This window comes from Polaromonas aquatica, from assembly GCF_050626995.1.
Classification (GTDB): domain Bacteria; phylum Pseudomonadota; class Gammaproteobacteria; order Burkholderiales; family Burkholderiaceae_C; genus Polaromonas; species Polaromonas aquatica_A.
Map to the genome: position 1 here is coordinate 1,650,769 of NZ_CP192467.1, position 19,243 is coordinate 1,670,011.

The following is a 19,243-nucleotide window of genomic DNA, read 5'->3' on the forward strand; positions in this document are numbered from 1 at the left end:
CTACACGCCAGTGAGTCTGGACGGGGGTGGGTCCATAGCCAACGGTGGATGGACGGTACCCCACAGGCTTTCGTCCAACACCCGCTGCAGGGTGTGCAGCAGCTGGTCATTGGAGGTGTGCGATTTCATGAGCACCGCTTCGACGCGCTGGCTTTCCGGCCCCGCGACGTCGCTCGCGGAAAACACCACAACCGGTGGCGCCGGGTTCAGCGCCTCGATGGTGCCGAGCAGTTCCCAGCCCGAACCGTCTTTCAGCGTCAGGTCGAGCAGCACCAGGTCATAGTGGTGTTTGCCAAGTTGCTCGCGCGCTTCTTGCAGGGAGCTGGCAAATTCAAAGGTCGCGAAGTCTTGGGCAATGGTTGCGGCGATGCGCTGGATGTCCAGGTCGTCTTCGACATGCAGGATGCGCGGCCTGCCTTCAGCCATATTGGCAATGGCGCGCTGCAGGCTGAGAATCAGCAGGTTTTCGTCGATGGGCTTTTCGAGCCAGGTCGACACCGCAAGCGGCTGGTTGTTGAACTGGAGCTCTCCGGCTTCGGCATTGGCCGACACCACCACGATGGGCAGCTCCCGCGTGCGGTCTTCGTGGCGCAGCGAACGGATCAGGCTGATGCCGTCCTGGTCCGGCAAGCCCAGGTCGACCGTCATGGCCGCATAAGGCCGGCGCACGACCTGCTCCATCGCCTGCGAAGCACGGTACACCATGTCCGAATCAAACCCGCCCTTTTCGAGCATCAGGTTGATCAGCCGGGCAATGTCGGGATCATCCTCGCAGACCAGGATGAGCGGTCTCGGCGGGGTGCCGTCCCTGGGCCGGTTCTCGTCAACGCTGGCCTCTTGAACCGGCGGCGCAACCGCTTCAGGCAACTCGAAATAGAAAACGGTGCCCACCCCGGTTTGCGTGGTGAACCCCATGCTGCCATCCATTCGCTCCACAATGGCGCGGGAGATGTTGAGGCCCAGGCCCGTGCCGCCTTTTTGCCGGGTGTCGGAGGTGTCGGCTTGTGAAAATTTCTGGAAGATGCGCTTGCGAAACTCCTCGGGTATGCCGGGGCCGCTGTCGGCAACTTCGACGCGAACCCGTTTGTTGCTGCACAGCAGCCTCACCCGCACACAGGACTCTGCCGGCGCGAACTTCACAGCATTGGACAGCAGGTTGGTGACGACCTGGGTGAGGCGGTCGCTATCGATGTTGACCTTGACTGCATCGGCCTGGGCTTCCAGGGCCAGTTTGACGTTGTGCTGGCCCGCAAAACCTTCGTTGGCTGTTAGGACCTGCGCCAGCAAGGGCTGCAACTCCACGATCTGCAGATCAAAGCGCATCTTGCCGGATTCGATTTTTTCACTGTCGAGAATATCGTTGATAAGCCTGATGAGCCGCTCGCAGTTGCTGGTGGCGATGCCGACCAGGTTCTTGGCCATGGGCGGCAGCTCTCCGGCAACGCCACCAACGATCAGGCCCAGCGAGCCGCGTATAGAGGTCAGCGGCGTGCGCAGTTCATGGCTGACGGTGGAAACAAATTCGCTCTTCATGCGGTCCACGCGTTTGAGCGCTGTCACATCGGTGCCCAGCGAGTAGAACCCCAGCACCTTTCCTTCATCGTCACCTTCGCCATAGCGCGGAAAGTACTGCATGACGTAATCGCGCACCTGGCCGTCGGCGGTTTCCTGAACGCGGTCATACTGCGCCGCGTAACCCGACAAGGCCTCTTCGATCTTGTGGCGTTCCTTTTCGTAGAGATCGCTATCCATCATCTCGCGCATGGTCTTGCCGTGGATCTGGTCGTGCCTGAGGCCAAAGCGTTCTTCGTAGGCGAGATTGTGGAACCGGAAGCGCTGCCCGGCGTCGATATACGCGATCAGCGCCGGCACCGTGTCCGTGATCTGGTGCAGCTGCGTTTCACTGGCGTGGAGCGCGATGGTGCGTTCCTGCACGCGCTGCTCCAGGGTTTCATTGGCGCCCTGCAGCTCCTGGTTGACGCGCTGGATGGTCGAATGGCTTCTGAGGAGGTCCACCGCTGCATACAAGAGCAACGCCACCAGCACCACCGAAAATATCATGAGATACCGGTGATACCGCGCGCCCTCCACGCCGGCATGTTGCTGCTCGACCGTGAACGCGTGGCTGGTCTCATCAAGGAGTTTTCCCGTCGGTACCGCGGCAATGCCGGCAAGGAGATCATTCACTGCTTGCTGCCCGCGCAGGATGGTCTGGATATGCGCACGGAAAATTCCCAGCCTGTCCCCGATGTCCGGCGCAAGGTGCGGGCCGCTGCCAAGCCGGTTCAGTTCAGCCTGTATCTCAGCCCCTTTGTCACCGGTCGGGCTCTGGCTGTACAGCATGCTCGTGAGCAGGAGCTGGTTCACGCTGGCCGAGAGTTGCCGGAGTGCCGGCTGCGCGGCGCCACGGCCAGGCCCGAGCGACTGCTGGACGTCCTCCGCAGCCGTTGGCAGAAAGGCCAGAGAGTTGCGCAGCACCGAGTTGTTCGATTTGAATTGCTCGATCAGGACGGCCTTGTCCTCGATGGCGCGATGCAGCGCCGTCAGCTTGTCTTCCGGAATGACGAATGCTTCGTTTTTCCGGGTTCTCGCTCCCGACTCAAGTTGCTCTATCAGCCGGATCATCTCGCCCTGGTGATCGGCCAGTGCGTCGTAGTGCGCGTTGATGCCTATCCTGGACTTCAGGACATCCAGCTCCCATTGCGCATCGAGCTGTTTCAGGTGGCGCAGCACGGCGATATCTTCAAAGTGGTCTGACTCGTCAAAACTCTGCGTTTTGGCGTACAGAAACACCAGTATGGACAGCAGTACGGCGGTGACCGCCACCATCGGCACCCAGGCCAGTCGATTCGGTATTTTCACGGTTTGACGTCCAGTTCACCGGTGAGCGTGTTGAGGAACCTGATGATCGCCTCCTTGTCTTCCCTGGAGGCGACACGGCCGAGCTGGTACCGGAACATGATGTCGACGGCTTCCTCCAGGTTTTTTGCCGAGGCATCGTGGAAGTAAGGGGCGGTGAGCGCGATGTTGCGCAGGCTGGGCACCTTGAAAACGTATTTGTCGCTTTCCACCTTGGTGACAAGGTAGCGGCCCAGATCGGCTTGCGTCGGGTTGCCGCGTTTGGCGAAGTAGTCTCCCATGACGCCGAACTTCTGGAACATGTTGCCGCCGACATTCACGCCCTGGTGGCAGGCGACGCATCCATATTGCTTGAACTTTGCATAGCCGGCCTTTTCTGGGGCGGAGATCGCATTGGCATCGCCGCGCAGGTATTTGTCAAAACGCGAGTTGGGTGTGATCAGGGTGCGCTCGAACGTGGCGATGGCATTCTGGATGTTGGCTTTGGTGACGCCATCCTTGTAAGCAGCGGAGAAGGCGCTCTTGTACTTGGAGTCCTGCGACACCTTCTGGACGACTTCCTCCCACTTGGAGCCCATTTCGACCGGATTCAGCATGACGTGGTCGGCTTGCGCCTCCAGCGACTCGGCGCGGCCGTTCCAGAACTGCTTGAAGTTGAGTGCGGCATTGAGCACCGTCGGTGCGTTAACGCTGGTCAGCCCGCCATTAAGCCCCACCGATCGGTCACGCCCGTCGCCCCCGCCCTTGCTGAGGTCATGGCAGCTGGCACATGACACGCGGCCATTACCTGACAGGCGTGTGTCGCGGAACAGCAATCGCCCAATCTCCGCACGGGCCGGGTCCTGTTTCAGTGTCAGCGGGATCGGCTATATGGGCTCATCGAGCAGGGGTGCCGCGGTTGCGGGGTGGACTACGCAGGCTGCGAAAACCACCAGGAGCATCGCAGCGAACCTCGGCGGCGTCATCCTTGTTGTGTTCATAGCCGCACCTCCTCGTGGTAAATCATCTTGCCCGCCGGCAGCCCGGCTGATGCCTTCTCGTGAGCCCCAGACTCCTTGGCGATGGCGGCAATCCGTCCTGCTCCACAGGATGAGTTCCGGTGCGCAAGGTAGACGCCTGTGCAGTAGCTCGATGCCGCTGTTCCCCCATCGCCGGTATTCCCTGAATGTTCGCTTCTGTGTGATCAGATCACGTTTCTCAGGCGCAGGGTAATCACGTTTTCGGCGTGGTGATATTTACCAACACGATGTAAGTAAATGTTTCTTTGTTTTTTAGGACCGCGGGCGAGAATGCCCTCGCCTCGAAGGGGAACGGGATTTTCGCGCCGCGACCGGAAGTGTGTGTGAATGTATCGGCCAGCCTTCAGCTTTACCGCCTGAACAGGCGCTCACTTTTTGATAGCTGTTTGCGCCCGCACTGGTTACCCAGCGAGGTCTTTTCATCCAGTAATTTGGCCGAAAACCGTCTATTTCATCGACCCAAACACTTTTTTGAGGATCGCGCTGCCGGTGCCAACGGGATCCTGGCGGATTTTCTTTTCTTCTTCGCCGATGATGAGGTAGAGGCCGTCCAGTGACTTGCCGGTGACGTACTGCTGGATGTTGGCGTCTTCTTTCTTGACGAGGCCGAAGCCGGCAGCTTTGCCCGCGAAGTCGTTGTATTTGTTGGCCAACCCGACCTTCTCCGTGGCCTTGGTCACCACGGGCAGAAATTTCACACCCAACGGCGCACGGGTTTTTTCGGCAAAAAAAGTGGTCACCGACGTTTCTCCGCCTGTCAGGATGTTCTTGGCGTCATTCACATTCATGGTGCGCACCGCATTGACCAGCAGGTCTTTGCCCATGGGCACGGCGGCTTCGGCGGCACGGTTGATGGAGGTGACCAACTCGTCGATGCGCTTGCCCTGGCCGAAGTTTTTCAGCAGTTTCGACGCGTCTTCAAGGTATCCGGGCAAAGGAATGCGAACTTTTGGGTTTCCGAGGAATCCATCTGTCTTGCCCAGCAGGGCGACGGCTGCGATGGCACCTTTTTCCAGGGCGGTTTTCAGGCCGGCGCTGGCGTCGGCGTTGCTGATGCCCGACAGGTCTCCCAGCGACAACGCGTGAGCCTGGTGGTAGGTGGCCAATATCAGTGCGCCCAACGCGCTGACGCCGGCCTGGTTAAAATTGCGACGTTGCATGATGAGGTCCCCTTGATGAAATTGACATCCAGCCTGACAGTATGCCGCACGGCACTGGCCGGCATTTTGGTGGTGGCGGCCCTGGCAGGCCTGTCTGGATGCGGCGGTGCAGAGGCGGCACCTGAATCAACTTTCGTGCTGCTGGACGGCAGCAAAAAAACCACCGCCGACCTCAAAGGGAAGGTCACCCTCGTCAACTTCTGGGCTACCAGCTGCGTCACTTGCGTGGCGGAAATGCCCAAAATCATTTCCACGTACAACAAGTACAACAGCCAAGGGTACGACACCGTAGCCGTGGCCATGAGCTATGACCCACCGAGTTACGTCGTTAATTACGCCCAGACGCGGCAGTTACCTTTCAAGGTGGCCATCGACAATACGGGATCGGTTGCCAAAGCCTGGGGTGATGTGAAACTCACACCCACAACCTACCTCGTCAACAAGCGCGGCGAAATCGTCAAACAGTACGTGGGCGAGCCGGATTTTGCGGCTTTGCACCAACTCATTGAAAAGCTGCTGGCCGAGACCTGATCGGGTTCATTGTTCAACCAAATGAAAAAAGGCCGGCTCCGCAAGGAGCCGGCCTTTTTTCGCTTACCGTTGGCGTCCCGACTTGGCTCTTCACCAAGCGGGGGCAGCGATCCGGCTTTGCCGGGCGCAAGGCGCCCGTCCCCCTAGGGGGAGAGGAAGCTACACGCAGTGAGCTTCAACTGGGGGCTATTGATTCCTATAGGCGTCGTGGCAGGCCTTGCAGGTGCCGGCCGTAGCCGCAAAAGCGGTCTTCAGCGTGTCGAGGTTGCCGGTCTTGGCTGCGGCGGCCAGCTTGGCAGATTCGGCGGCGAGCTTTTCATGGCCTTCCTTGAACTTGGCCTGCTCGGTCCAGATTTCAGGCTTGGCCTTGGTGTTGCCGCCTTTGTCGGTGCCAGGCCCAAAGGCAACCCATGGCAACTTGGCCATGTCGGCCACGATCTCGGCGTTCTCGGCGGCGACTTTGGCATCGAAGGGGACACGGCCGTTGGCCATGGCACCGACGCGGCCGAAATGCTGGCCCATGACAAACAGCGCGCTCTGGCGATATTTGACGGCGTCTTCAGGTTTGGCAAACTGGGCGGAGGCCGGGGCGGCCAGGGCCATCAGGGTGGTGGCCGCGGCTATACAGGCAAATGCTTTCATGGGGATCCTCGTAGGTTTATTCTTGAGATGGGGACAATGGCAACGCAGAGGGCCTGTTGCCATGTGGCTGAGTTTAGCCAGCCTTGATAAGTTCCGCAGGAACTTATGCTCTACGGGAAAGCACCAAGCGCTCAGCGGGCCGGCCGCGCACAATGCCTTGCAAGAACAACCACATGAACGAGGAGTGAGCATGTACACCAATCAAAATTTGCACAAGGTGCGCGTCTGGGATCTGCCCACGCGGTTTTTTCACTGGGCGCTAGTGGCCTGCGCGTTGGGCCTGGCCATTACCGGTGTCGTCGGTGGCAATGCGATGGTCTGGCACTTCCGCTTTGGCTACACGGTGCTGGCATTGCTGCTGTTTCGCATTGTCTGGGGCCTCGTGGGCGGACGCTGGTCCCGCTTTGGTGCGTTCATTTATGCGCCCCAGAGTGTCATCAACTACCTCAAAGGCCGCGGCAAGCCTGAGCATGGTGTGGGCCACAGCCCGACTGGCGCGGGTTCGGTGTTCGCGATGCTCGGGTTCCTGCTTGCCCAAGTGGGTACCGGCTTGCTGAGCGACGATGAAATCGCCTTTGCCGGCCCGCTGACGCGTTTTGTCTCAAACGCCACTGTCAGCCTGGCAACCAATTACCACAAGAACATCGGCAAGTGGGTGCTCCTGGCGCTGGTGGTGCTGCACATCGCGGCCATCATTTACTACTTGTATCGCAAGCACAACCTGGTGGGCGCCATGCTGCATGGCGACAAGGAGCTGGTGGTGGAAGCCCCTCCTTCGCGCGATGACACGGTCTCCCGGGTTGCCGCAGTGTTGATACTGGCGGCCTGCTCAGGAGTGGCCTACTGGGTGTCCACGCTGGCGGCGCCCGCGTTCTGACAGCCGTCCTGAGTGGTGGCGAAGCCTGGCCAACCGTGGCTGCAAATCACGGTAAACTGGTTATCGACTCTTTGCCGCCGACTCCGTGCAACGCCCCTCCATCCAGTTCGTCACGCCTGACACGCCAGATCAACTGGCAGCCACGCGGCTGATCTTTCGCGAGTACGCGGAGCAGCTGGGTATTGACCTGTGCTTCCAGAACTTTGAAGCTGAGCTGGCCGAGCTCCCCGGTGAATACGACGAACCTGAGGGCGCTCTGTTGCTGGCACTTGTGGATGGTGAAATTGCCGGCTGCTGTGCACTGCGCGCCGTGGACTCTGTCGACTACCCGAACGCCGCAGAAATGAAACGGCTGTATGTGCGCAAGCCGTTTCGGCGTCTGGGCCTGGGCCGGCAACTGGCCGAAGCCATTCTGGACGCTGCGCGTGTAGCGGGCTACAGCTCCGTGCTGCTGGACACGCTGGACGACATGGAATCGGCACGCGCCCTCTATGCCGAGCTGGGCTTTGCGGAGATCCCTCCTTATTACCACAACCCAATACCGGGCGCCCACTACCTCAAGGTGGATTTATAAGAAATCTGCGTCTAGCCCTTTCAAATTGGGCATGAGCAGCTCCCGAATTTATAGCAAGCTTTGCCCGGCATCCGCAGGCTGGCTGGCGGTGAAGGTGGGATCAAAAAAAGCCACCGGCGAATGCACGGTGGCTTTTTTACCGAATCGCCGCACTGAAAACTGGCGATCCATAGGCGGCGCACTCAGCCCCTGGCTTGTGCAAGCAGCGTGGCTGCGTCGCTCACTTCAAATTTTCCGGGGCCTTCGACATTGAGGCTGGCAACCTTTCCATCCTTGACCAGCATGGAGTAGCGGTTGCTGCGCAGGCCCATGCCGCGCGCTGTCAGGTCCAGTGTCAGGCCGGTGGCCTTCGCGAAATCTGCACTGCCATCGGCCAGCATGCGCACCTTCTCACCAGTCTTCTGGTCACGTGCCCAGGCACCCATGACAAATGCATCATTCACGCTCAGACACCAGATCTCATCAACACCCGCAGCCTTGAATTCGGCAAATTTTTCCAGGTAGCCGGGCACATGCTTGGCAGAACAAGTTGGCGTGAACGCGCCAGGCAAGGCAAACAATGCAATGGTCTTGCCAGCCGAGGCCTTGGCTACATCAACCGGGTTGGGGCCGATGCTGCAGCCATTGCCCTCGACTTCGGAAAATTCCATCAGCGTGGTGGCCGGAAGGGTGTCGCCTACTTTGATCATGGTGTGCTCCTCAAAAGAATAATAGGTTGGAAATCAACCCCCGAAGTGTAGTGCGGAGGCAGCTAGCGTGTGCTCACTAGGCAAAAAGCGGCCTGGGCATAAAGGTCATGCATGAACCTGCAAAGCCTGATGACATGCGCGCTGCCCATGACGGATGCACAAACAAAAACGGCCCACCGAAGTGAGCCGTTTATGAGAGCGTGACCGAAGTCAGCCTGAGCTTGAACTCAAGGCCTAAACGATCGCAGCCTTTTCAACCAGACGGGTCACAACCCAGTTCTTGGTCTTGGAGATCGGGCGGCTTTCGGTGATTTCGATCATGTCACCCATCTTGTACTCGCCCTTTTCGTCATGGGCGTGGTACTTGCTGGACAGCGAGACGATCTTGCCGTACAGCTCGTGCTTCACGCGACGCTCAACCAAAACCGTCACGGTCTTGGCGCGCTTGTCGCTGACCACCTTGCCGATCAAGGTGCGCTTGAGGGATTTTTTAGCTTCCGTCATTTTTTGGCTCCTTGCTTGACGATGGTTTCGGCCAGGATAGTCTTGGCGCGAGCGATGCTGCGGCGTGTGGAACGCAGCGTGGACAGGTTGGTCAGTTGCTGCGTGGCTTTTTGCATACGCAGGCCAAAGTGGGCTTTTTGCAGCTCTTTGACTTCGGTTTTCAGGCCGGCAACGTCTTTTTGGCGCAGTTCAGTAGATTTGGTCATTGTCATTTCCCCTTACTGGCCGATCATGCGGCTGACGAAGGTGGTGCGCAGCGGCAGCTTGGCAGAAGCCAGGCGAAACGCTTCGCGGGCCAGCTCTTCAGGCACGCCAACGATTTCAAAGACGATCTTGCCCGGCTGGATCTCAGCCACGTAGTACTCTGGGTTACCTTTACCGTTACCCATACGCACTTCGGCGGGCTTTTGGGAAATCGGCTTGTCCGGGAAGACACGGATCCAGATACGGCCGCCACGTTTAACGTGACGGGAAATCGCACGGCGTGCGGCTTCAATTTGACGGGCCGTCAGACGGCCACGGTCAGTGCATTTGAGACCGAAGTCACCGAACGCAACCGAGGAACCCCGGGTTGCGATGCCGGTGTTACGGCCCTTTTGCTCTTTGCGGTATTTTCTGCGAGCGGGTTGCAGCATTTTGATTCTCCGTTAATAGACCGATTACTCGGTCTTGGCACCGTCAGCTGCTGCAGCTGGCGCGGCTTTACGGACGCGCTTAACGGTGGTTTTCGGGGCTTCGCTACCAGGGGTAGCTTCAGCCGGCTTGTCGCTTCCATCCGCCGGAGCGGTGTTGGTCGCACCGCGTGGCGCGCGGGCACCCCGTGGAGCGGGACGGTCGTTGCCTGGACGATCACCAGGACGGGCATCACGGCGTGGGCCGCGCGGCTTGCGTTCTTCGTCAGGCACTTCCACCATCTTGGCACCAGGCGCATCGTTGCGGCCCAGCGTGTCGCCCTTGTAGACCCAGACCTTGACGCCGATCACACCATAGGTGGTCTTGGCTTCGGAGGTGCCGTAGTCGATGTCGGCGCGCAGGGTGTGAAGGGGCACGCGACCTTCGCGGTACCACTCGCAACGAGCGATTTCAATACCGTTGAGGCGGCCGGACGACATGATCTTGATGCCCAGGGCACCCAGACGCATGGCGTTTTGCATGGCGCGCTTCATCGCACGGCGGAACATGATGCGTTTTTCAAGCTGCTGGGTGATGCTGTCTGCGATGAGCTTGGCATCAATTTCAGGCTTGCGAACTTCTTCGATGTTCACGGCGACCGGCACGCCCAGCTGGCGGCTCAGTTCTTTCTTGAGGTTCTCGATGTCCTCGCCTTTTTTGCCGATCACAACGCCCGGACGTGCCGAGAAAATCGTGATGCGGGCGTTCTTGGCAGGCCGCTCGATCAGAACGCGCGAAACCGCGGCGCTCTTGAGCTTGGCCTTGAGGTATTCGCGGACCTTGATGTCTTCAGCCAGCATGCCGGCGAAGTCTCGGTTGCTTGCGTACCAGCGGCTTGCCCAGTTGCGGCTAACTGCAAGGCGAAACCCGGTTGGGTTGATTTTTTGTCCCATATCCTGCTGCCTTTAGTTGCCAACCACCACGTACACATGGCACGTAGGCTTGCTGATGCTGTTGCCGCGGCCTTTTGCGCGCGCGGAGAAACGCTTGAGCGTGGCGCCTTGTTCGACGTAGATGGTTTTCACCTTCAACTCGTCGATGTCGGCACCATCGTTGTGTTCAGCGTTGGCGATGGCGGACTCCACAACCTTCTTGATGATTCCAGCAGCTTTTTTCTGCGTGAAATTCAGGATGTTGAGGGCTTGATCCACTTTCTTGCCGCGGATCAGGTCAGCGACCAGACGGCCCTTGTCGACCGACAGACGAACGCCCCGGAGGGTTGCACGTGTTTCCATGGTCTTTCCTTACTTTCTCACAACTTTTTTATCAGCCGGATGACCTTTGAAAGTCCGGGTGAGTGCGAACTCGCCCAGCTTGTGGCCAACCATTTGATCGGTGATGTAGACAGGTACGTGCTGCTTGCCGTTGTGGACGGCGATGGTCAGGCCGATGAACTCGGGCAGGATCATGGAGCGACGCGACCAGGTCTTGATCGGCTTTTTGTCCTTGTTGGTAACGGCCTTGTCGGCTTTTGCTACCAAATGATGGTCGACAAACGGACCTTTTTTGAGTGAACGTGTCATGGGTTAGCCTTACTTCTTGCGACGCGAAACAATCATCACTTGCGTGCGCTTGTTGTTGCGGGTGCGGTAGCCCTTGGTCAGGTTACCCCATGGGTCGACAGGATGGCGGCCTTCGCCGGTCTTGCCTTCACCACCGCCGTGCGGGTGGTCAACCGGGTTCATCACCACACCGCGGACGGTTGGGCGGATACCCATCCAGCGCTTCACACCGGCTTTGCCGAGACGGCGCAGGCTGTGTTCTTCGTTGGCGACTTCACCGATGGTGGCGCGGCATTCGATGTGGATCTTGCGAACTTCACCGGAACGCATACGCACCTGGGCGTAGGTACCCTCGCGGGCCAGCAGCGTTGCCGAGGTGCCGGCGGAACGGGCGATTTGCGCGCCCTTGCCGATTTGCATCTCGATGCAATGGATGGTGGAACCCACAGGAATGTTGCGGATAGGCAGCGTGTTGCCGACGCGAATCGGCGCTTCCGAACCGCTGACCAGCGTGGCGCCGACTTCAAGGCCACGGGGGGCGATGATGTAGGTGCGCTCGCCGTCGGCGTAGCAGAGCAGTGCAATGTGGGCCGTGCGGTTGGGGTCGTACTCGATGCGTTCGACCTTGGCCGGAATGGCGTCCTTGTTGCGCTTGAAGTCGACCACACGGTAGTGATGCTTGTGACCACCGCCCTTGTGGCGAACTGTGATGTGCCCGTTGTTGTTACGGCCGGACTTCTGGAATTGTGGCTCCAACAGCGGCGCATAAGGCTCACCCTTGTGCAGGTGATCCCGGGAGATCTTCACCATCCCGCGCATGCCGGGGGAGGTGGGTTTCATTTTAATGACAGCCATTACGCAGACTCCCCACCGAGGTTGAGCTCTTGACCTGGCTTGAGCGTCACATAGGCCTTGCGAATATTGTCGCGGCGGCCGACGGATTTGCCAAAGCGCTTGGTCTTGCCTTTGATGTTCAGGACGGCGACCGACTGGACATCCACCTTGAACATCAGCTGCACGGCAGCCTTGATTTCAAATTTGGTTGCGTCCTGCAGCACCTTGAAGGTCACGGCATTGGTCTTGTCTGCAATCATCGTGGCCTTTTCAGACACGATGGGAGCGACCAGAACCTGCATCAGACGGCCTTCGTCGAATTTCAGTTTTGGAGAAGATGGGTTACGGACGCTCATGCGAACATCTCCTTGAGTTGGTCCATGGCGGCCTTGGTGACCAGAACCTTCTTGTAGTGAACCAGCGACACCGGATCGGCGTAACGGGGTTCAACCACGAGGATGTTCACCAGGTTGCGGGAAGCCAGGTAAAGGTTTTCATCAACCACATCAGCGATGACCAGCACCGAGTTGAGGTTCATGGCCTTGAATTTGTCAGCCAGGACCTTGGTCTTGGGTGAATCCACAGCCAGGGAATCAACCACAGCCAGGCGGCCTTCGCGCGCGAGTTGCGAGAAGATCGACGCCATGCCGGCGCGATACATCTTCTTGTTGATCTTCTGCGTGAAGTTTTCGTCAGGCATGTTCGGGAAGATACGACCGCCGCCGCGCCACAGTGGCGAAGACGTCATACCAGCACGTGCACGACCGGTTCCCTTTTGTTTGAAAGGCTTCTTGGTCGAGTGACGGACCTGCTCACGGTCCTTCTGTGCCCGGGTACCTTGGCGGGCGTTGGCCTGGAAGGCCACGACCACCTGATGAATCAGGCTTTCGTTGTATTCGCGACCAAACACAGTATCAGGCACGTCCACTTTGGACGAAGCCAGACCTTGGTCATTCAGGAGTTCGACCTGCATCAGTTCGCTCCTTTAGCAGCGGTGGTGGTCTTGGCCTTGATCGCGGCACGAACCGTGACAAAACCGCCTTTGGAACCAGGCACAGCGCCGCGAATCATCAGCAGCTGACGGGCTTCGTCGATGCGCACGATGTTCAGGTTTTGCGTGGTTACGGTGACGTCACCCAGATGGCCCGTCATGCGCTTACCAGGAAACACACGGCCAGGATCCTGCGCCATACCAATGGAGCCGGGAACGTTGTGCGAACGGCTGTTACCGTGCGACGCGCGCTGCGAGCTCATGTTGTGGCGCTTGATGGTGCCGGCGTAGCCTTTACCGATGGAGGTGCCTTGCACGTCCACCAGCTGGCCCACGGCAAACACGTCGGCTGCAGGCACAACAGTACCGGCAGCGTATTTGCCTGCGACGTCAGCCGTCACGCGGAATTCTTTCAGGATTTCACCAGCTTCAACGCCTGCTTTCGCAAGGTGGCCGGCGGCCGGCTTGGTCACGCGCGATGCTTTGCGCGCGCCAAATGCCACTTGAAGGGCATCGTAGCCGTCATTTGCTTCGGTTTTAACCTGGGTCACGCGGTTGTTGGATACATCCACCACGGTGACAGGAACTGTGTCCCCATCATCCGTGAACAGACGCATCATGCCAACTTTGCGGCCCAGCAACCCGAGGGAGTTGCTCAGACTCATGATGTGTTCTTTCGTAACTTTCACCGCTGCGACTTCAATTGGCCGCAGACGTTTTGATGTGAAAGACAGTTAATAAAACCGCCCCATCCATGCAGACACGAAGCCAACATGCAAAGGACAGCCCAAGAGTATAGCCCAGGCCGCCGAAAATGGCAAACCCGGGCTAAAACCTGTCGATTTGGGGCCTGGTTTGTGGCCGAAACCCCGATTTTTGCTTACTGCAGCTTGATTTCGACGTCCACGCCGGCCGGCAGGTCGAGCTTCATCAGGGCGTCCACGGTTTTGTCCGTAGGGTCCACGATGTCCATCAGACGCTGGTGCGTACGGATTTCCAACTGGTCGCGGCTCGTCTTGTTGACGTGGGGCGAACGCAGGATGTCGAAACGCTTCATGCGGGTTGGCAGAGGCACGGGGCCCTTGACAATCGCGCCGGTACGCTTCGCGGTATCAACGATTTCAGCTGCCGACTGGTCGATCAGCTTGTAATCAAACGCCTTCAGGCGGATGCGGATTTTTTGCTTGGTGGCCATGGTAATTCCTTAAGATTTACAGAATTACGCAATGATCTTGGCCACGACGCCGGCGCCGACGGTCTTGCCGCCTTCGCGGATGGCAAAGCGCAGACCTTCTTCCATGGCGATCGGGTTGATCAGCTTGACGGTGATCGACACGTTGTCGCCTGGCATGACCATTTCCTTGCCTTCTGGCAACTCGATCGCACCGGTCACGTCCGTCGTGCGGAAGTAGAACTGGGGGCGGTAGTTGTTGAAGAAAGGCGTGTGGCGGCCGCCTTCGTCCTTGCTCAGAACGTAGATCTCGCCGGTGAAGTGCGTGTGCGGCTTGATGGAGCCGGGCTTGCACAGCACCTGGCCGCGCTGCACGTCTTCGCGCTTGGTGCCGCGCAGGAGGATACCGACGTTGTCGCCGGCCTGGCCCTGGTCGAGCAGCTTGCGGAACATTTCCACGCCGGTGCAGGTGGTCTTTTGCGTGTCAGCAATACCGACGATCTCGATTTCTTCGCCGACCTTGATGATGCCGCGCTCGACACGGCCGGTCACGACGGTGCCGCGGCCGGAGATGGAGAACACGTCTTCCACGGGCATCAGGAAGGCGCCGTCCACTGCACGCTCTGGCAGGGGGATGTAGGTGTCAAGAGCTTCGGCCAGCTTCATGATGGCCTCTTCGCCCAAGGCACCCTTGTCGCCTTCCATGGCCAGCTTGGCTGAGCCGTGGATGATTGGGGTCTTGTCGCCGGGGAAGTCGTATTTGTCGAGCAGCTCGCGCACTTCCATTTCAACGAGTTCGAGCAGCTCGGCGTCGTCGACCATGTCGCACTTGTTCAGGAACACGATGATGTAAGGAACACCCACCTGACGGGCCAGCAGGATGTGCTCGCGGGTCTGGGGCATGGGGCCGTCAGCGGCCGAGCACACCAAAATGGCGCCGTCCATCTGGGCTGCGCCGGTGATCATGTTTTTCACATAGTCGGCGTGGCCTGGGCAGTCCACGTGGGCGTAGTGGCGGTTGGCCGTCTCGTACTCGACGTGAGCGGTGTTGATGGTAATGCCGCGCGCTTTTTCTTCAGGAGCCGCGTCAATCTGGTCGTAACCCTTGGCCTCGCCGCCGAACTTGGATGCCAGTACGGTCGTGATCGCCGCCGTCAGCGTCGTCTTGCCATGGTCCACGTGGCCAATCGTGCCGACGTTGACGTGCGGCTTGGTCCGCTCAAATTTGCCTTTTGCCATTTTTCTCTCCAGATAAAGAACATGCCCGTGTACGGTTTAACGTCTGCACTGTGTTGCTGATTCACTTCGCACGGGCACGAAGTGGCACACAATCGCAGACAAGGAAAAAAGCTGCCAATCCCATCCGGGACCGGCAGCGAACGTTATTTACTTGGCGCGCGAAGCCATGATGGCTTCCGACACGTTGCGCGGGGCTTCAGAGTAGTGCTTGAACTCCATCGAGTAGGTAGCACGACCCTGCGACATCGAACGCAGCGTGGTCGAATAACCGAACATTTCGGACAACGGCACTTCTGCCTTGATGGCCTTGCCGCCACCGACCATGTCTTCCATGCCTTGCACCATGCCGCGGCGTGAGGACAGATCGCCCATCACGTTACCAGCGTAGTCTTCAGGCGTCTCAACTTCCACGGCCATCATGGGCTCCAGAATCACCGGGCCGGCCTTGCGGCAGCCTTCCTTGAAACCGAAGATGGCAGCCATCTTGAACGCGAGTTCGTTCGAGTCCACATCGTGGTACGAACCGAAGTGCAGCGTCACCTTGACGTCGACCACCGGATAGCCGGCCAGCACGCCAGACGTGACGGCTTCGTTGATACCCTTTTCGACCGCAGGAATGTATTCGCGAGGAACCACACCACCCTTGATGGCGTCGATGAACTCGATGCCTTTACCCATTTCATTGGGTTCGATCTTGAGCACGACGTGGCCGTACTGGCCCTTGCCGCCGGACTGGCGAACGAACTTGCCTTCGGCGTCTTCCACGGTCTTGCGGATGGTTTCGCGGTAAGCCACTTGCGGCTTGCCCACGTTGGCTTCCACGCCGAATTCGCGCTTCATGCGGTCAACAATAATTTCCAGATGCAACTCGCCCATACCGGCGATCAGGGTCTGGCCGGACTCTTCGTCGGTCTTGACACGGAAAGAAGGATCTTCCTGCGCGAGGCGCTGCAGCGCAATACCCATTTTTTCCTGGTCGGCCTTGGTCTTGGGTTCCACTGCCTGTGTAATCACGGGCTCAGGGAACACCATGCGCTCAAGCATGACGATGGCATCTGGGTCGCACAGGGTTTCGCCGGTGGTCACGTCCTTGAGGCCCACGCAGGCAGCGATGTCGCCGGCGCGGATTTCGCTGACTTCTTCACGGTTGTTGGCGTGCATCTGCACGATACGGCCGATGCGCTCTTTCTTGCCTTTGACCGGGTTGTAGACGCTGTCGCCTTTTTTCAGGACGCCGGAATACACACGCACGAAGGTCAGCTGGCCCACGAACGGGTCGGTCATTAGCTTGAAAGCCAATGCGGAGAACTTCTCTTCGTCGTCAGCCTTGCGGGTGACGGGTGCTTCGTCTTCGTCCGTGCCGCTTACAGGCGGAATATCCACCGGCGAGGGCATGAATTCAATCACGGCGTCCAGCATGCGCTGCACACCCTTGTTCTTGAACGCGGAGCCGCAGTACATCGGCTGGATTTCGCTGGCGATGGTACGCGTGCGGATGCCCAGCTTGATTTCAGCTTCGGTCAGGTCGCCTTCTTCCAGGTATTTATTCATCAGCTCTTCGGACGACTCGGCCGCAGCCTCGACCATCTTCTCGCGCCATTCCTTGGCCAGCTCGACGAGCTCGGCAGGGATGTCACTGTAGGTGAACTTCATGCCTTGCGAGGCTTCGTCCCAGATGATGGCCTTCATTTTCAGCAAGTCGACCACGCCGGTGAAGTTTTCTTCAGCGCCGATGGGGATCACCATAGGCACAGGGCTGGCCTTCAGGCGCAGCTTCATCTGCTCAACGACCTTGAAGAAGTTCGCACCGGTGCGGTCCATCTTGTTGACAAACGCGAGGCGGGGAACCTTGTACTTGTTGGCCTGGCGCCAGACGGTTTCAGACTGGGGCTGAACGCCGCCCACGGCGCAATACACCATGCAAGCGCCGTCAAGCACGCGCATGGAACGCTCCACCTCGATGGTGAAGTCCACGTGGCCCGGGGTGTCGATGATGTTGATGCGGTGCTCAGGCAGGGACGTGTCCATGCCTTTCCAGAAGCAGGTGGTGGCAGCGGAAGTAATCGTGATGCCGCGCTCCTGCTCTTGCTCCATCCAGTCCATGGTGGCCGCGCCGTCGTGAACTTCACCAATCTTGTGGTTCACGCCGGTGTAAAAAAGGATCCGCTCGGTGGTGGTGGTCTTGCCTGCATCGATGTGCGCGGAGATACCAATGTTGCGGTAGTTTTGAATGGGGGTAGCGCGGGACATAAATTACTTTCAGTTCGGGGTTACGAACAAAGACTCGTTGAAAGACTGCCCGCAACCCGGGCATCTCTCATCTTTTCTACGCGTCTGCCGGCCGGAGAGCGATGTCATGCATCACATCCGGCTGACAGGAATTGGGGTTGAACCGGTGGCAATCAAGGTAATTACCCTGAAACCACCCGGCAACCCGTCAGTTCGGCGCAGTCAATACTGCAATCGAAAATTAGAAGCGGAAGTGGCTGAACGCCTTGTTGGCTTCTGCCATGCGGTGAACTTCGTCACGCTTTTTCATGGCGCCGCCACGGCCTTCGGTCGCTTCCATCAGCTCATTGGCCAAACGGAGGGACATCGACTTCTCGCCGCGCTTCTTGGCGGCTTCTTTCAACCAGCGCATGGCCAGAGCCATGCGGCGGACAGGGCGCACTTCAACCGGCACCTGGTAGTTGGCGCCGCCGACGCGGCGGGACTTCACTTCAACCATGGGCTTGATATTGCCGATGGCCATGTGGAAAGCCTCGAGCGGATCTTTGCCGGGGTTCTTTTTCTCGATGAAGTCGAGCGCGCCATAAATGATGCGCTCTGCGACGGCCTTCTTGCCGCCTTGCATGATCACGTTCATGAACTTGGCGAGATCAACATCGCCAAATTTTGGATCAGGAAGAATTTCACGTTTAGGGACTTCGCGACGACGTGGCATTTTTTTACCTCTTTGCTTCAGTTGGCATTGCCTTTTGGACAACACCGCGAGAGTTATCAAAACCCTCACTTACTCGACCGGTGCAACTATTTGCACTTGGGTCACTTCGTTTCAGACACCTGCCAGGGCGAATGAAACACCTTGTTTTGAAGGAACTATCACAGGCTTCTGTGACAACTTCTTCTGGCGCGAGCTCTCAGTGAAGAGACAACCCGAGCCGGTTGGCTTATTTGGCCTTTGGCTTCTTCGCGCCGTACTTGGAGCGCGACTGCTTGCGGTCTTTCACGCCTTGCAAGTCGAGCGAACCACGGACGATGTGGTAACGCACACCGGGCAAGTCCTTGACACGACCGCCGCGAACCAGCACCACGCTGTGTTCCTGCAGATTGTGGCCTTCGCCGCCGATGTAGGAAATGATTTCAAAACCGTTGGTCAGGCGCACCTTGGCAACCTTACGCAGAGCGGAATTGGGCTTTTTAGGCGTCGTGGTGTACACACGGGTGCACACACCGCGGCGCTGCGGAGAATTTTCCATCGCAGGGCTCTTGGACTTGATCTTTTCGACCTCGCGCCCCTGACGGACTAACTGATTAATGGTTGGCATTGAAAACGTCCCTAAACGTCTGAAAACTGATTTACCGTGTTGATACGGCCACAAATATTTCCCGCCGTGAAAGCGGAAAAGCCTTCTAGTATAAACCGGATAGGGGAATCCCTCAAGCAGATTACGCAATTGGCCGCGGGAACCTCGGTACAAGGAGAGTTTCGCGCCCCAGGAACTGATGTTAGCGCCCACTCCGAACAAGTACTTCGCGGACGGCGCACAGCCAGTCCATAAACGCCCATAGCGGATTGGACTTACTTCAAATGGCTTTGAAGGTTGCGAAAAGGCGGCGTTGCACCGGGGACGTCAGGGCGTTTTCTGGCGCACCTTCATCTTTCCCTAGTACTAGACCCAGCCTTCAGCCAGCAACCAGAATGTCTGGAGTTGCCCGGATCCGCTAGATATATATGTATAGCGGGCTGTGAGGTCGC

The 19,243-nt window shown here is 58.5% G+C and carries 23 protein-coding genes; 3 read left to right on the forward strand and 20 right to left on the reverse strand.

All coding sequences use genetic code 11. From position 1 onward, the window contains the following. From ACQ4MS_RS07900 to ACQ4MS_RS07910, 3 genes are all read right to left on the reverse strand, one after another. On the reverse strand, positions 1-2,862 hold the full coding sequence (locus ACQ4MS_RS07900; protein WP_431098883.1) for a DAHL domain-containing protein: 2,862 nt from the start codon (positions 2,860-2,862) through the stop codon (positions 1-3). Continuing rightward, positions 2,859-3,722, reverse strand: coding sequence for a cytochrome-c peroxidase (locus ACQ4MS_RS07905; protein WP_431099556.1), 864 nt, complete (start codon positions 3,720-3,722; stop codon positions 2,859-2,861). The genes ACQ4MS_RS07900 and ACQ4MS_RS07905 overlap by 4 nt, the downstream gene beginning before the upstream one ends. 602 nt (positions 3,723-4,324) lie before the next feature. Further along, complete coding sequence (locus ACQ4MS_RS07910) at positions 4,325-5,038, reverse strand: DUF4197 domain-containing protein (protein ID WP_431098885.1); 714 nt, start codon at positions 5,036-5,038, stop codon at positions 4,325-4,327. Between the two features lie 15 nt (positions 5,039-5,053). Here ACQ4MS_RS07910 and ACQ4MS_RS07915 point away from each other — a divergent pair, with 15 nt between their 5' ends. After that, complete coding sequence (locus ACQ4MS_RS07915; protein WP_431098886.1) at positions 5,054-5,569, forward strand: TlpA family protein disulfide reductase; 516 nt, start codon at positions 5,054-5,056, stop codon at positions 5,567-5,569. A gap of 186 nt (positions 5,570-5,755) precedes the next feature. On the opposite strand, the gene ACQ4MS_RS07920 is transcribed toward ACQ4MS_RS07915, so the two are convergent. Further along, entirely contained in the window at positions 5,756-6,211 is a 456-nt protein-coding gene (locus tag ACQ4MS_RS07920) for a c-type cytochrome (protein ID WP_431098888.1), read from the reverse strand. A 190-nt stretch (positions 6,212-6,401) separates the two neighbouring features. On the opposite strand from ACQ4MS_RS07920, the gene ACQ4MS_RS07925 reads away from it, so the two are divergent. Both ACQ4MS_RS07925 and ACQ4MS_RS07930 read left to right on the forward strand, forming a co-directional pair. Continuing rightward, entirely contained in the window at positions 6,402-7,088 is a 687-nt protein-coding gene (locus tag ACQ4MS_RS07925) for a cytochrome b/b6 domain-containing protein (RefSeq protein ID WP_431098890.1), read from the forward strand. Between the two features lie 85 nt (positions 7,089-7,173). Then, on the forward strand, positions 7,174-7,662 hold the full coding sequence (locus ACQ4MS_RS07930; RefSeq protein ID WP_431098891.1) for a GNAT family N-acetyltransferase: 489 nt from the start codon (positions 7,174-7,176) through the stop codon (positions 7,660-7,662). 182 nt (positions 7,663-7,844) lie between these two features. Here the strand turns inward: ACQ4MS_RS07930 and ACQ4MS_RS07935 are convergent, their stop codons facing one another. The 16 genes from ACQ4MS_RS07935 to rpsL form a co-directional block, all read right to left on the reverse strand. Then, positions 7,845-8,351: a peroxiredoxin gene (locus ACQ4MS_RS07935; protein WP_431098892.1), complete on the reverse strand. Its 507-nt coding sequence runs from the start codon at positions 8,349-8,351 to the stop codon at positions 7,845-7,847. 234 nt (positions 8,352-8,585) lie between these two features. Next, positions 8,586-8,855 (reverse strand): 30S ribosomal protein S17, encoded by a 270-nt coding sequence (gene rpsQ, locus ACQ4MS_RS07940; RefSeq protein ID WP_431098893.1) that lies wholly within the window; start codon positions 8,853-8,855, stop codon positions 8,586-8,588. Next, the gene (gene rpmC / locus ACQ4MS_RS07945) at positions 8,852-9,061 is read right to left on the reverse strand and encodes a 50S ribosomal protein L29 (RefSeq protein ID WP_431098894.1); all 210 of its coding nucleotides are present in this window, start codon (positions 9,059-9,061) and stop codon (positions 8,852-8,854) included. The genes rpsQ and rpmC overlap by 4 nt, the downstream gene beginning before the upstream one ends. Positions 9,062-9,073: 12 nt before the next feature. Then, positions 9,074-9,490, reverse strand: a complete 417-nt coding sequence (rplP, locus tag ACQ4MS_RS07950) for a 50S ribosomal protein L16 (RefSeq protein ID WP_122954483.1) — start codon at positions 9,488-9,490, stop codon at positions 9,074-9,076. 24 nt (positions 9,491-9,514) lie between these two features. Then, positions 9,515-10,420 carry a 30S ribosomal protein S3 gene (rpsC, locus tag ACQ4MS_RS07955; RefSeq protein WP_431098896.1) on the reverse strand — a complete coding sequence of 302 codons (906 nt, stop codon included), beginning with the start codon at positions 10,418-10,420 and terminating at the stop codon, positions 9,515-9,517. A 12-nt stretch (positions 10,421-10,432) separates the two neighbouring features. Continuing rightward, positions 10,433-10,762 carry a 50S ribosomal protein L22 gene (gene rplV / locus ACQ4MS_RS07960; RefSeq protein ID WP_007866508.1) on the reverse strand — a complete coding sequence of 110 codons (330 nt, stop codon included), beginning with the start codon at positions 10,760-10,762 and terminating at the stop codon, positions 10,433-10,435. Between the two features lie 9 nt (positions 10,763-10,771). Further along, positions 10,772-11,050 (reverse strand): 30S ribosomal protein S19, encoded by a 279-nt coding sequence (gene rpsS / locus ACQ4MS_RS07965; protein WP_007866503.1) that lies wholly within the window; start codon positions 11,048-11,050, stop codon positions 10,772-10,774. A 9-nt stretch (positions 11,051-11,059) separates the two neighbouring features. Further along, a complete protein-coding gene (rplB, locus tag ACQ4MS_RS07970) occupies positions 11,060-11,884 on the reverse strand; it encodes a 50S ribosomal protein L2 (protein WP_431098899.1) in 825 nt (274 codons plus the stop codon). Further along, positions 11,884-12,219, reverse strand: a complete 336-nt coding sequence (rplW, locus tag ACQ4MS_RS07975; RefSeq protein ID WP_431098901.1) for a 50S ribosomal protein L23 — start codon at positions 12,217-12,219, stop codon at positions 11,884-11,886. Before rplW ends, rplB begins: the two co-directional genes overlap by 1 nt. Next, on the reverse strand, positions 12,216-12,836 hold the full coding sequence (gene rplD, locus ACQ4MS_RS07980) for a 50S ribosomal protein L4 (RefSeq protein WP_011481230.1): 621 nt from the start codon (positions 12,834-12,836) through the stop codon (positions 12,216-12,218). Before rplD ends, rplW begins: the two co-directional genes overlap by 4 nt. Further along, on the reverse strand, positions 12,836-13,519 hold the full coding sequence (gene rplC / locus ACQ4MS_RS07985) for a 50S ribosomal protein L3 (protein WP_431098903.1): 684 nt from the start codon (positions 13,517-13,519) through the stop codon (positions 12,836-12,838). The genes rplD and rplC overlap by 1 nt, the downstream gene beginning before the upstream one ends. 215 nt (positions 13,520-13,734) lie before the next feature. Beyond that, positions 13,735-14,049, reverse strand: a complete 315-nt coding sequence (gene rpsJ, locus ACQ4MS_RS07990; RefSeq protein ID WP_007838118.1) for a 30S ribosomal protein S10 — start codon at positions 14,047-14,049, stop codon at positions 13,735-13,737. A 24-nt stretch (positions 14,050-14,073) separates the two neighbouring features. Beyond that, a complete protein-coding gene (gene tuf, locus ACQ4MS_RS07995; protein WP_431094472.1) occupies positions 14,074-15,264 on the reverse strand; it encodes an elongation factor Tu in 1,191 nt (396 codons plus the stop codon). Between the two features lie 147 nt (positions 15,265-15,411). Next, positions 15,412-17,514, reverse strand: a complete 2,103-nt coding sequence (gene fusA / locus ACQ4MS_RS08000; protein WP_431098907.1) for an elongation factor G — start codon at positions 17,512-17,514, stop codon at positions 15,412-15,414. Between the two features lie 220 nt (positions 17,515-17,734). After that, on the reverse strand, positions 17,735-18,208 hold the full coding sequence (gene rpsG, locus ACQ4MS_RS08005; RefSeq protein ID WP_011481226.1) for a 30S ribosomal protein S7: 474 nt from the start codon (positions 18,206-18,208) through the stop codon (positions 17,735-17,737). A gap of 226 nt (positions 18,209-18,434) precedes the next feature. Beyond that, positions 18,435-18,812 carry a 30S ribosomal protein S12 gene (rpsL, locus tag ACQ4MS_RS08010; RefSeq protein WP_092130055.1) on the reverse strand — a complete coding sequence of 126 codons (378 nt, stop codon included), beginning with the start codon at positions 18,810-18,812 and terminating at the stop codon, positions 18,435-18,437. Between the last annotated feature and the right edge of the window lie 431 nt (positions 18,813-19,243).